The 12,390-nt window shown below is 46.6% G+C and carries 11 protein-coding genes; 5 read left to right on the top strand and 6 right to left on the bottom strand.

Annotated features, from left to right (window positions below):
* The first annotated feature begins 71 nt into the window (after positions 1–71).
* A complete protein-coding gene (locus D0A37_RS13140) occupies positions 72–656 on the top strand; it encodes a Uma2 family endonuclease (protein ID WP_242724767.1) in 585 nt (194 codons plus the stop codon).
* 126 nt (positions 657–782) lie between these two features.
* On the opposite strand, the gene argF is transcribed toward D0A37_RS13140, so the two are convergent.
* Positions 783–1,703, bottom strand: coding sequence for an ornithine carbamoyltransferase (gene argF / locus D0A37_RS13135; protein ID WP_242724766.1), 921 nt, complete (start codon positions 1,701–1,703; stop codon positions 783–785).
* 99 nt (positions 1,704–1,802) lie between these two features.
* Positions 1,803–2,813, bottom strand: coding sequence for a tRNA dihydrouridine synthase DusB (dusB, locus tag D0A37_RS13130; protein ID WP_242724764.1), 1,011 nt, complete (start codon positions 2,811–2,813; stop codon positions 1,803–1,805).
* Positions 2,814–3,287: 474 nt separating this feature from the next.
* On the opposite strand from dusB, the gene D0A37_RS13125 reads away from it, so the two are divergent.
* The 3 genes from D0A37_RS13125 to D0A37_RS13115 all read left to right on the top strand — a co-directional run bounded on the left by D0A37_RS13125 (position 3,288) and on the right by D0A37_RS13115 (position 7,150).
* The gene (locus D0A37_RS13125; protein WP_242724762.1) at positions 3,288–4,880 is read left to right on the top strand and encodes a glucose-6-phosphate isomerase; all 1,593 of its coding nucleotides are present in this window, start codon (positions 3,288–3,290) and stop codon (positions 4,878–4,880) included.
* 72 nt (positions 4,881–4,952) lie between these two features.
* The gene (locus D0A37_RS13120; RefSeq protein ID WP_242724761.1) at positions 4,953–5,687 is read left to right on the top strand and encodes a response regulator transcription factor; all 735 of its coding nucleotides are present in this window, start codon (positions 4,953–4,955) and stop codon (positions 5,685–5,687) included.
* A 62-nt stretch (positions 5,688–5,749) separates the two neighbouring features.
* Positions 5,750–7,150: an MptA/MptB family glycosyltransferase gene (locus tag D0A37_RS13115; RefSeq protein WP_242724760.1), complete on the top strand. Its 1,401-nt coding sequence runs from the start codon at positions 5,750–5,752 to the stop codon at positions 7,148–7,150.
* Position 7,151: 1 nt separating this feature from the next.
* Here the strand turns inward: D0A37_RS13115 and D0A37_RS13110 are convergent, their stop codons facing one another.
* From D0A37_RS13110 to murC, 4 genes are all read right to left on the bottom strand, one after another.
* Positions 7,152–7,655: a low molecular weight protein-tyrosine-phosphatase gene (locus D0A37_RS13110; RefSeq protein ID WP_242724759.1), complete on the bottom strand. Its 504-nt coding sequence runs from the start codon at positions 7,653–7,655 to the stop codon at positions 7,152–7,154.
* Between the two features lie 170 nt (positions 7,656–7,825).
* Positions 7,826–8,176, bottom strand: coding sequence for a YbaB/EbfC family nucleoid-associated protein (locus tag D0A37_RS13105; protein WP_006634273.1), 351 nt, complete (start codon positions 8,174–8,176; stop codon positions 7,826–7,828).
* A 62-nt stretch (positions 8,177–8,238) separates the two neighbouring features.
* On the bottom strand, positions 8,239–9,195 hold the full coding sequence (gene murB / locus D0A37_RS13100) for a UDP-N-acetylmuramate dehydrogenase (RefSeq protein WP_242724758.1): 957 nt from the start codon (positions 9,193–9,195) through the stop codon (positions 8,239–8,241).
* 152 nt (positions 9,196–9,347) lie between these two features.
* Positions 9,348–10,901, bottom strand: coding sequence for a UDP-N-acetylmuramate--L-alanine ligase (murC, locus tag D0A37_RS13095; RefSeq protein WP_242724757.1), 1,554 nt, complete (start codon positions 10,899–10,901; stop codon positions 9,348–9,350).
* A 627-nt stretch (positions 10,902–11,528) separates the two neighbouring features.
* Between murC and nadD the strand changes: the two genes are divergently transcribed.
* Positions 11,529–12,245 (top strand): nicotinate (nicotinamide) nucleotide adenylyltransferase, encoded by a 717-nt coding sequence (nadD, locus tag D0A37_RS13090; RefSeq protein WP_242724756.1) that lies wholly within the window; start codon positions 11,529–11,531, stop codon positions 12,243–12,245.
* Positions 12,246–12,390 lie beyond the last annotated feature (145 nt).

The following is a 12,390-nucleotide window of genomic DNA, read 5'->3' as shown; positions in this document are numbered from 1 at the left end:
GTTAAATCAGTTAATATCATAAGCTAAAATAAAATCATCCCACATCAAATTATAAATTTATCAATCGAGATATGCTAATAACAGAAGCCCCTTTTACGCTCCGTAAATGGACAGTTAAAGAGTATCACAAGCTGGGAGAAATCGGAATTTTTTACCCAGAAGAACGAGTCGAATTAATTGAAGGAAATATTATAAAAATAAGTGCAAAAGGAACTGTTCACGCTTCCGCCACTAGACGCACTGCTAGCCGGCTGCACAATCTTCTGGGAAATCAGGCTGCTGTTTATAATAAAAGCCCGATCGCACTCGATGACAATTCTGAACCCGAACCGGATATCGCCGTAGTCAGAATCGATCCTTTTGACTATGCGACTCACCATCCCACTCCCTCAGAAGTATATCTAATTATCGAAGTGGCAGACAGCAGCTTAACTTTCGATCGCGAAATTAAAGCCAAAGCTTATGCGCGATCGGGAATTGCCGATTATTGGGTGCTAAATGTGGGCGATCGACAATTGCACGTTTTTCGAGAACCCGCAGTTGATGGGTATCAAAGCGAAGTAATTCTTGGGGAAACTGCGAGCATTTCACCGCTGGAATTTCCCGCTTTCAATATCGCAATTCAAGAAATGCTGCCACCAATTATATCCAATTGAAAACCCCATTAATAACGGGCAAGATGCCCGTTCCACAAAAATTAAATTTTCTTGTGGGCAGTTGCTCCTCACCCGCCCTAAAGGGACTATTAAAAACCGCTTGAAAGACCAATTTTTAGCTAATTCCTAATCGCTTTCGAGAATGCTTGCGAGCAAAGCTTGCTGAGCGTGCATCCGATTTTCTGCCTGATCCCAAACGCGCGATTGACTGCCCTCAATCACTGCATCGGTAATCTCTTCATCCCGGTGTGCGGGCAAACAGTGCAATACAATTGCATTCTTATCTGCTAACTTCAGCAATTGTTCATTTACCTGATATGGCTCAAACAAAGGAATCCTGATTTTTGCTTCCTCTTCCTGTCCCATACTCGCCCAAACATCAGTATAAATCACTTGAGCATTCTTCGCAGCAGCTTCTGCATCAGCAGTCACAGTAACTTCTGTTTTTCCCTGAGCAATTGCCTTAGCTTTTTCCACAATCTCCGAATTTGGTTTGAAATCTTCGGGACAAGCAATTCTGACATTTACCCCCGTCATTGCACAGCCCAACATCAACGAATTCGCCATGTTGTTACCGTCACCAAAATAAGTTAGGGTCAATCCTTCTAGCTTGCCAAAACACTCTTTTACTGTCATTAAATCCGCCAGCACTTGACATGGGTGTTCGTCATCTGTCAGCGCATTAATCACAGGAATTTTCGCATAATTGGCAAAAGTTGCTAAATCCTTTTGCTCGAAAGTCCGAATCGCCAAAATGTCTAAATATCTGTCTAAAACCCGGGCTGTATCTACCAAAGGTTCGCCGCGACTGACTTGTGTAACGTTGGGATTTAGGTCAATCACTTGCCCTCCCAATTTATACATTGCTACTGTAAAACTTACCCGCGTTCGCGTTGAAGCTTTAGAAAATAACAAGCCGAGAACTTTATTGCGTTTCAGCTTCACCATTCCCGATTTTAAACTGGTTGCTAGATCCAGCAAATAATTTAATTCATCTATGCTTAAATCAGCCAGACTTAATAAATCTCGCCCTTTTAATGAGTCCATGCTTTCCCCCACACACAAATTTTTAACTGTGTCTTAAATCTTAGCCCGCAGAGGTGGGTTTTGTTTCTGTAATCCCTAATTGACATCTGCGGGTAAGGTTTATGCGGGCAATTGCTCGATCGCGCGATCGATCGAATCGCAACCTTGTTCAACCGTTTCTACCACCGCCAACACGCCCCGCAATTCCCCAGCGCCCGGGAAACCCTTAGCATACCAGGTTAAGTGCTTGCGCGCTTGGCAAACACCGCTTTCACCTTTATATTCCCACAAAGCCCGCAAATGTTCCTTAGCACATTCGAGGCGTTCAATTGGTGTCGGAGCTATCTTTTCCACACCAGTTTTCAAGAAATAATCAACTTCTCCCACCAAAAAAGGATAGCCCAAAGTTCCCCGCGAACACATCACTCCATCTGCGCCGGTTTCTTCCAGACATCGCATCGCTGCTTCCACTGAAAAAATATCCCCGTTAGCAATAACTGGAATCGATAAAACTTCTTTCACTCGGCGAATCCACTCCCATTTTGCCGGGCCCGTGTAACCTTGCGATCGAGTGCGGCCGTGCACGGTAATCATTTTTGCTCCCGCATCTTCCATCCGCTTCGCAAATTCCAAAATATTAATTTCTTTGTCAGTCCAACCAATCCTAGTTTTAACGGTGACAGGAACATCTACCGCTTCCACAACAGCCCGCACAATTGCCTCGGCCGTTTCCGGATCTCGCAGCAGGGAAGAACCGCCGCCGTTTTTAGTAATTTTGTTAACCGGACAGCCCATATTAATATCAACAGTATCCGCTCCTTCTGCGACTGCTTTCTGGGCCGCTTCTGCCAAGAAATCCGGCCGGCAGTCAAACAATTGAATGCTAATCGGGCGCTCGTTCGGGTCAACTTCCATAATTCTTGGCAGTTGCTTCACGTAGTGCAAACCCGTAGCGTTCACCATTTCCGTGTACATCATCGAATCCGGGGCGTAGCGGCGCACTAGGCGACGAAATACCAAATCGGTAACGCCGGATAAGGGCGATTGCAGGACGCGGCTTTTAACTTCAAAATCGCCGATTTTGAGCGGAGTTGCTAACCTTTCTTTTAATTCTGGAGATAGAGCAAGCATAGTCGATCGCACTTTAATTATAATATCTGTATATTATACTACACTTCAGATGGTTGACAGTTGTTAACTATATTTTTAGCCGATTATTGAGTGACAGCTAAAAGTATATTTAACCTGACCGCAATGCCTATTTTACAGATCCCGATCGCCCGAATTTGAATATTGTTAAACCAGGCCCCAAAGCCCAACCCCGACTACACTTAAATCTCTGTGCCGCTGTTGCTTGACTTTCGATCTATCTATGGGGTGTTGTCATCAATCGGGGAGCGACCTAGTAAGAGTGTTGCCCAAGTCATATTTTTATTGTTTAATTTTGCCGAATGCTCTGCCTGCCTTCGGCTCCGGCTATCTTCACACGACTAATGGTTAAATTTATTAGGATTCTGCAAAAGCCGTACATCAGATCGTTTTAAACTACAATTGGTGGATTCCTGACGACGCCGATCGAACATTAAAAAATTGTAGAGAATTCCTATGGATGCCACAGCACTCTGGCAACGCTATCAAGACTGGCTTTACTATCACTCTGGATTGGGACTTTACCTCGATATCAGTCGCATGGGATTCGACGACGCTTTCGTCGCCACAATGAAGCCCAAATTTGACAAAGCTTTCAAAGACATGGCAGCTTTGGAAGCAGGTGCGATCGCCAATCCAGACGAAAACCGCATGGTGGGCCACTACTGGCTGCGAAACCCTGATTTAGCTCCCACTCCAGAATTAAAACAAGAAATAGTCGAAGGCATAGCACAACTCGAAGCATTTGTCAAGAAAGTTCAAATCCGCGATATTAAACCGCCCTTTGCTCCGCAATTTACCGACATAATTTCGATCGGCATCGGCGGTTCGGCCCTCGGCCCCCAATTTGTCTCCGAAGCTTTATCCCCAGACATTCCGCCCCTAGCAATTCATTTTATCGACAACACAGATCCGGCTGGGATCGATCGCATCCTTAACAAAATCAAAGACAAACTCGCCAGCACCCTAGTAATTACTATCTCCAAATCCGGCGGCACCCCCGAACCCCGCAACGGGATGCTCGAAGTTCAAAAAGCCTTCGCCGCCGAAAAACTGGATTTTGCCAAACAAGCAATTGCCATCACCGGAGTTGACAGCCAACTCGACAAATTAGCCAAATCCGAAGGCTGGATCACCACTTTTCCAATGGCAGATTGGGTGGGAGGACGCACTTCCGAATTGTCAGCAGTCGGACTTTTGCCAGCAGCTTTGCAAGGCATCGACATTCGGGCGATGCTCGACGGCGCGAAAGTCATGGACGAAGCTACCAGAACCACCGAAATCAAACATAATCCCGCCGCCTTGTTAGCAATGTCCTGGTATTTTGCTTGCAACGGACGTGGCGAAAAAGATATGGTAGTTTTGCCGTATAAAGATTCACTGCTATTGTTCAGCCGCTACTTGCAGCAATTAGTCATGGAATCGATCGGCAAACAGCAAGATTTAGACGGCAACACAGTTCATCAAGGCATCGCAGTTTACGGCAACAAAGGCACCACCGACCAGCACGCCTACGTCCAGCAACTGCGAGACGGCGTGCCGAATTTCTTCCTAACATTTATCGAAGTTTTGCAAGACAGGCAAGGCATTTCCCCAGAAGTAGAAACAGGCGTCACTTCAGGAGATTATTTGTCGGGTTTGTTGCAGGGAACTCGACAAGCTTTGTACGAAAATCACCGAGATTCCATTACTGTCACCATTCCCCAAGTCACCCCTCGGACAGTAGGAGCATTAATCGCCCTCTACGAAAGAGCCGTAGGTTTTTACGGTTCTTTGGTGAATGTCAATGCCTATCACCAACCGGGCGTCGAAGCAGGCAAAAAAGCAGCCGCTGCTGTATTGGACTTGCAGCAACGGGTACTGCAAGTGCTCAAAAACGCTGAAAAACCTCTTTCTGTAGCAGAAATAGCCAAAAAAGCAGGAAAACCAGAGCAAATCGAGACAATTTACAAAACTCTGCGGCATTTGGCCGCCAACGGGCGCGGCGTAGCTTTGGAGGGAAAATTAGGGCAACCCGCAACTTTAACTGCCAGTTATCAAGAGAATTAAACAGTAAAATTAAAAATTAAAAGTGACTCATTTCACTTTTAATTTTTAATGTTTAATTTTAACTTTCCCCCCATGCCCTTAACGATTCTGGTTGCTGACGACGATTTCGCGACTCGCTTGTCAATTACCGATTATCTGGAAATTACCGGATACTCTGTAATCGCTGCTGAGAACGGCAAAGAAGCTTTAGGCTTGGTAGATGAATTTCAGCCCCATTTGATTGTTACCGACATTACAATGCCCGAGATGGATGGCTACGAATTTGTGCGGCGAGTTCGGACTCGTCCCGCTTTCCGCTTGCTGCCGGTGATTTTTTTGACGGAACGCACGACCACGCAGGAACGGATTCGCGGCTATCAGATGGGGTGCGACAATTATCTGGCTAAACCTTTTGAACTCCAGGAATTGGGGGCGGTTATTCGCTCTTTGCTCGATCGCTACGCTCTCATCGCTCAGGCCCCCTCTCGTTCCCCCGAACCCGAACCAACGCCAACAGAGGCACGCAGCAGAGCCAATGATAAGCCAGAAGCAGATTTTTTAACTCACAAGTCAAACACAGGCGATTCCCTACGGGATAGCTCCGCTTCACGGGCATCTCCCAGCCAAAATGCTCCGACTTTGACTCAGCGAGAGCGGCAAGTGCTAGATTTGCTGACAGAAGGTCTTTCTAATATTCAAATAGGCTCCACACTCCACCTCAGCCCTCGAACGATCGAAAAGCACGTCAGCAGCTTGTTCAGAAAAACTGAAAGCAACAACCGAGCAGAACTCGTTCGCTTTGCGATGGAACACCATTTAGTCAGATAACCGCCAACGCTCGGGCCAAGAAAATTACCTGCACTTACTTACCACACTGAATAAATAACATCATGGTCAACAATTACTTAAAAAATCAGAAAATTCTATATGCAGCAGCATTAGCAGCTTCCATAATTTTCTGTATGGCCATGACCTCCATGGGAATCACCAAGTATTACAGCGTTTTACAGGGTGGAGACAACTATAACGATTTCCCTACCAGCGGTTTCAGCCTCATCCGACTTCTAATTAACGGTTCCTACTTGATAGCAACAGTTACATATATTATTTGGTTAATTCAAAAAAAACAGACAAGTTCCAGCTTTCTAGATATTTGCAAGTATGCAATCCCCTTTCTGGCACTTGCCCTCATAGCTTATCCCCAAAGCAGTGACATTTATATTTACTTGCATTACGGAGCGATGAGCTTACAAAAAATTAATCCTTATTTGAATAATCCTGATACCTTAATTTCTAACGTATCTCCCTTCCTCCACTGGGGGCAAACTTCTACCTACGGCCCCGTTTCTTTATTCTTTTTTGCCCTATCAGCACTTGCTGTACCAATTAGTCCTTTACTAGCCGTTTATATTTTTAAAATAATCTGCGTGTTGGTACACACGTTCAATGCCTACTTAATTTGGCGGTTGCTAACAAATGCTGAAAACCGTAACCTCATAACACTGGCCTATTTAGTCAATCCCATGCTATTGAACGAGCAAATAGCTAATGCTCACCTTGACGTTCTTCTTGCCAATACATTGATCGTTTTAATAGGATGTATTTATTACCAACGTTATGTTTTGGCAATTTTAGCAATTTGGGTAGGTTTTTTAGTAAAAACCTTACCTATAATTTGGCTACCCTTAGTTGTTGCTTTCCTCTGCAAGCAGCGTCGGTGGAAAGATTTAGCAGCATCAGTCTTGCTTTCTTTATTAATTATCGCGGTGATAACTTATACATTTATGCCAACAGTTTCAGCTTGGAGAAGTCTTTTAAACCCGGGAACAGGCGGGGCGACCGCTCGCTCTTTTCACCATGCGATCAATTTATTTCTGAATTTTTTGCCAAATGTCACTGTTGAAATTAGGGAAAGTATTCTATCATTCCTCAAATATTTTGCGTATTTAAGCTGGATTGTTTACTATGCAGGGACGTTAATTAAATCATTATTCCGCAAAAAAGATTCGGAAATAAAGTTGGTATCAGATATTGGATGGACGACTCTGACTTTGTTTTTGTTTGCTACACCTTGGCTAATGCCTTGGTATCCATCTATTTTGTTGCCAATTGCTGCTTTGAGTATCAATTCTCCCCATTTTGTATTGACAAGTTTAACTTTTTCTTTGTCCCCCAGTCTCATTTTGGGAGCGGGATCGGGAACAAGTGTGATCTCCCTAGTTACGAGTTTTGTTAGCGTTGTCCCCCCTACAGCATTGCTAATATTCGGGCGGAAAAAGGCAGTTTTTTAATTTAAATTGATTGCTGACCGCCAACTCTTAATTTTTCTTGACTGACAACGTACTCCAACAATCCCGCTTGAGCGTCCAGCAGCAAATCAATTACTCGATCGAATCCCTCCGGGCCGCCGTAGTAAGGATCTGGCACTTCTTTAAGGTCGTATTTCTGGCAAAAATCGCACATCAGCCGCACTTTATCTTTATACTTTCCAGCCGCATCTAGGGCAAGAATATTGCGATAATTGTCTCGATCCATAGCCAGAATCAAATCAAAATTTTCAAAATCTTTCTTGGTAAATTGGCGGGCTTCGCCTAACAATTCAATGTCCCGCTTCCTTGCCGCTAATGCCATCCGCCTGTCAGGAGGACGACCAATGTGATAGCTAGCAGTTCCGGCCGAATCGCAGGTAATGCGATCGCTCAAACCAGCTTGTTCAATTAAGTGATTCATAATATTTTCTGCTGAGGGCGATCGGCAGATGTTTCCGAGGCAGACAAACAATAACTTATAAGACATTTAATTGATAATTAGTAATTGGTAATTTTTAATGGGAAAGAAGAAAGAAAATTTTTTCTTTCTTCTTTCCAAAGTTTCGTACTTGAGAGAAATCAATCAGTCATTAGCTATAGATTTCTTTTTAAACACAGATAGCTAACCACTGATGACTGAGGACTGATGACTAATGACTAACCGAAACCGGGGAGATTTAGTCCGCCGGTAAGTTCTTCCATTTTCTCCCGCATCGTCATCGTAGACTTAGCGTAAGCATCCTGCATCGCCACCGTGACGAGTTCAGAAACCACATCAGCACCTTCACCGAGGGCATCCGGTGAGATTTCCACGCGGCGGGGTTCTTGGTTGCCGCTGAGAAAAACCTTGACCAAGCCGCCGCCGGCAGTTCCCTCAATTTCCATTACATCCAACTCTTCTTGGAGCTTTTTAGCTCCTTCTTGAACCTGCTGAGCTTTTTTGAAAGCTTCAGTCAGTTCTTTCATTTTGCCCAGGCCGAAGCCAAATCCTTGTCCTGATTTTGTCATAACTACTTTTTGATGGTGTGTGGGCTGGCAGTCTGCCGTTTCCGTATTACTTCAATGATGCCTTAGAAGGGAAACTCTCCCAGTATTCTAACTTCTGGCTCCAACAACAGCGACCACCGCTGCTCGACTTGCTGTTGAACGTGGCGGATCACTTGAAAAATATCATTGGCCGTTGCCGACCCGCAGTTAAGAATAAAATTAGCATGGCGCTGAGCCACTTGTGCGCCGCCGATCTGATATCCCTTCAGTCCCGCTTGTTCGATGAACCAACCTGCCGTCTTGGGGCCGGGGTTACGGAAGACTGAGCCACAGCTCGGTAAGTGGTAAGGTTGAGTTGTCCGCCGCTGGCTGAAATGGTCATTAGTTTCTGCCATTACTTGCGATCGATCGAATCCGGGCTGTAACTGGAAAGTCGCTTCTGTTACTAGCCGATCGCCCCCTTGCAGCACCGAAGTCCGGTAGCGGTACTCCAACTCTTGGGGAGTCAGAATTTCCACCTTGCCGCCGGGGGATAGGACGCGAGCATTGACTAGAATATCAGCAGTACAGCCTCTGTGAGCGCCTGCATTCATCACCACAGCCCCTCCCACCGTACCCGGTATGCCGACTGCCCATTCTAGACCTTTCCAGCCCCGTTTAGCGGCCAACCAAGCAAGGCGGGGAATTGACTCTCCCGCCCCCGCTGTAACTTGACCTGTTTCTGGATTAAAATTCACCTCTTTGAGGTAGCGAGTGCCGACGACCAAACCGGACAAACCCCGATCGCTCACCAACAAATTAGAACCCGCACCCAGCAGAGTCACCGGCACCCCTTCAGAGTCAGCCCAGGCAAAAGTCGCTTGCAAAGCCTCCATACTGCGGGGAGCAACGTACCACTCGGCCGGGCCACCGACTCGGAAGGAAGTCAGACCCGCCAGCGAAACTTGGGAATTAATCTTGCAATCAGTTCCCCGCAAAGAAATAGGAGAATACACTCGCCGATTGTCCTTAACAGAGGAGTCATTCGAGATAGTCACCATCTTGAAAATCCTTAAAAATACCTTCGCTCGAAGACGTGGTTGAAAATTCGTTTACCTAACTTATGCCGCCCCTTTGAGCGAGCCTTTCAGCAGTGTCGGTATAACCTGCACCGCCCTGGCTGTGGCTCAACTCTTCTGGGCGTACGATTGAGCTAATTCGGGCGATCGGCTTGTTGATAAAAAGCCATAACCTCTGGAATAATCTGATTCAGATTACCAGCACCCAAAAACAGAGCCAAATCCCCCGGTTGCAGATTTTTGGTCAAAAACTTAGTGACTGACTCCAGGGAAGGCGCAAACTCAACCTCTCGGCCTTCTTTAGCAATCAAATCAGCAACCTGTTGCCCGCTAATCTCTCCTAAATTCGGTTCCCCAGCACTATAAATATCGCAAGCCACAACCAAATCAGCATCCCCAAAAGATTGAGCGAATTCTGGCAAAAATGTCAGAGTCCGGCTGTAACGGTGGGGTTGAAAAATTGCAACCACTCTTCGGGATTTGGGATTTTTTTCGCTACCTTCGATCCGCAAGCGAGCCGCCGCCAAGGTGACACGAATTTCGCTAGGATGGTGGGCGTAGTCGTCCACAAACAGAATGTCATTGTGAAAACCCCGCACCTCAAAACGGCGGCGAGCTCCTTCAAAGCCAGCCATCGCGTTGGCAATCGCCGAAAACTCTAACCCCAACAATCGGCCCACTGCTACCGCAGCGAGTGCATTGCTGAGATTGTGTGTGCCCAGCAACTTCAACTCGATTTCCCCTAGGAAAGTTCCTCGCTCCCAAATCCGTGCCTTGGTGCTTTCTGCTCCGTACTCCACGCCCGAAACCGTGTAGTCAGCACCGCTGTCCGCCTGCAAGCTATAACTGACATGAGGCTGAAGGCAGTCTTTGACGATTTGGTCGTCAATGCAGCCCACCAAGGTTTGACAGTTTTGGGCAAACACCTTAAATGTGTCTATTACCTGGTCAAGGGTATCGTAATGGTCTGGATGATCCAGTTCCACATTCGTCACTATGCCAATTTTGGCAACCAGCTTGACGAGAGAACCGTCGGATTCATCAGCCTCGGCAACTAAGTAGGGGCCTTCTCCCAAACGGGCATTGCCTTCCCAAGCATTTACCTCGCCTCCTACCACGATCGTCGGGTCTAGACCCGCCGCCATCAGCATGAAGCCGATTAAGCTGCTAGTAGTTGTTTTGCCGTGAGTCCCGGCTACCGCTATGCTTTGGTAATCTTGAATTAACGCTGCCAACACATCCGATCGATGAAAAATCGGACAGCCCAAATCTAAAGCAGCTCGATATTCGGCATTTTCCGGGTGAATAGCCGTCGAACATACTACTTGAGGCAATCCTAGAATTGCTTGGCCGCTTGAACCGTTGCCGTTCAATTTGGGAGCTTCGGCTGTCGCGACGGAAGTCCCTACGGTGCCAGCGACCGCCGAGGATACGGCCCCAAGTGCCCCCCGGTCGGGACTACTACCGTTGAGGGCTGTTTGAAATAATTCAAAATTGCTGGCGTCTTGACGCCAAAAAATGTTAGCTCCTATTCCTTGCAAGCGCTCGGTTATGTGACTCGATTTAATGTCGGAGCCGTACACAGGCAACTTGCGTTTAGCTAAAATGTAGGCAAGGGCTGACATCCCAATCCCACCAATGCCGATGAAATGAAATGGTCTACCGTTGAAATCAACAGAACTCGGCATCTTCGCTCCTCACACACCACACCACGCCAATAACACGCGATATCATATCAAGAATTGTTTTTTCAGGATACAGTTCGCTAGAGATTTTGTACAAAATTCTCTGCGCGTCCCTAGATTTGCGGGACTTGTAGAGATGTTTGTCTTGTATCCTATATGACTTAGTACCGAGTAGTTTTCCGGAACAGTCACAGCTCGAAAATAGCAGGTAACAGAAAACACAGAAAACGGGGTCTGGGGTCTGGGCCAATAGACTCATTTTGGGTGGTTGCATACTCCTGCATTCTTTCTCTTTCTATCCACCTGCTGTGCTGGGATACGGCAGCAAAAGCCCCACAACCTTTCTACCAAGATTGAGGGTAAAACCCATAAGGATTTACAAACACTACCACGAACAACAAAATTTCGCTCATTTTGTAGTCATTTATCTAGTTGTACGGTCATTTTTTCTTGAAAGTGAGAGATTGACACGATCGCAACTCAACTATTGATTATGTATTCTCACTTAATTGTATATATACCAAGTTATGCAGTTAGTCGAATAAGTCGAAAAGCGATAGAGCTTACGGATAAAAGGGTACAAGCATAAAATTTGGGTGATGTCTCTACTAATCCTGAGTTTTGGGAAATATGGGGAAAATAGCGATTTTGGGGGGGACTTTTGACCCGGTTCACTGGGGTCACGTGTTGGTAGCCGAGAGGGCTGCGAGTCAATTTAATCTCGATCGAGTCATTTGGGTACCGGATCGCTCTCCTCCTCACAAATGGCGCCGGGATTTGGCAAGTTTTGAGCAGCGCCGGGAAATGCTCGCTCTGGCGATCGGCGATCGCCCCGACTTCCTACTTTCGCCGCAGTCGGCAAATCCTTCGGACAGTTCTTTTGCGATCGACACCCTGCTGTATTTGCAAAAATTGTATCCAGGCGATGATCGGTGGTACTGGATTATTGGTAGCGACGCACTCCTTACTCTCCCCAAATGGCACCGGTGCAGGGAAATTGTCGGGTTGTGCGACTGGTTGGTGGCCCCGCGTCCGATTCAGGGAGATCGAGAGACAGCAGAAAGCGGGGAGATTGGGGAACTCTCCGAGTGGGGAGATTGTCCGGGTGGAAAACCCCTCGCTTCTGCAGGGGACAGGATGCAGGTTCAGGCAAATGCTGTGGGCCGACGAGTTGCCGAACAAATGGCTCTTTTGGACGTGGAAATTCGCTGGGAGGTGCTGTCCATGCCTGCGATCGAGATTTCGTCCAGCCACATCCGCCGCTGCTGCGCCGAAAGGATCAACCTCCGCTACTTAGTCCCGGAAGTTGTGCGAACTTATATTGCAGCCCATCAGCTTTACCAGTAACCAGCGGCAGAAAGCCTAATGCCTTCTGCCTTGCAATTTCAGCCTTCTAGAAAAGTTCAAGCTTTTTTGATCGACACAAAAAGTTATAAAGGATCGACCTTTGCGATATGATCTTGTCTCATAAGTCAATTCTTAAATTTTTCCA

This window comes from Microcoleus vaginatus HSN003 (assembly GCF_022701255.1).
In the GTDB taxonomy this organism is placed as follows: domain Bacteria; phylum Cyanobacteriota; class Cyanobacteriia; order Cyanobacteriales; family Microcoleaceae; genus Microcoleus; species Microcoleus vaginatus_B.
This window is presented reverse-complemented; position numbering and strand designations above follow the sequence as displayed.

Bases quoted from the DNA above. Each gene is read 5' to 3' on its own strand.
- murB (WP_242724758.1), bottom strand. From the start codon at position 9,195: ATGGTGACTATCTCGAATGACTCCTCTGTTAAGGACAATCGGCGAGTG.
- D0A37_RS13140 (WP_242724767.1), top strand. From the start codon at position 72: ATGCTAATAACAGAAGCCCCTTTTACGCTCCGTAAATGGACAGTTAAA.
- D0A37_RS13105 (WP_006634273.1), bottom strand. From the start codon at position 8,176: ATGACAAAATCAGGACAAGGATTTGGCTTCGGCCTGGGCAAAATGAAA.
- nadD (WP_242724756.1), top strand. From the start codon at position 11,529: ATGGGGAAAATAGCGATTTTGGGGGGGACTTTTGACCCGGTTCACTGG.
- D0A37_RS13120 (WP_242724761.1), top strand. From the start codon at position 4,953: ATGCCCTTAACGATTCTGGTTGCTGACGACGATTTCGCGACTCGCTTG.
- murC (WP_242724757.1), bottom strand. From the start codon at position 10,901: ATGCCGAGTTCTGTTGATTTCAACGGTAGACCATTTCATTTCATCGGC.
- D0A37_RS13110 (WP_242724759.1), bottom strand. From the start codon at position 7,655: ATGTCTTATAAGTTATTGTTTGTCTGCCTCGGAAACATCTGCCGATCG.
- D0A37_RS13115 (WP_242724760.1), top strand. From the start codon at position 5,750: ATGGTCAACAATTACTTAAAAAATCAGAAAATTCTATATGCAGCAGCA.
- D0A37_RS13125 (WP_242724762.1), top strand. From the start codon at position 3,288: ATGGATGCCACAGCACTCTGGCAACGCTATCAAGACTGGCTTTACTAT.
- argF (WP_242724766.1), bottom strand. From the start codon at position 1,703: ATGGACTCATTAAAAGGGCGAGATTTATTAAGTCTGGCTGATTTAAGC.
- dusB (WP_242724764.1), bottom strand. From the start codon at position 2,813: ATGCTTGCTCTATCTCCAGAATTAAAAGAAAGGTTAGCAACTCCGCTC.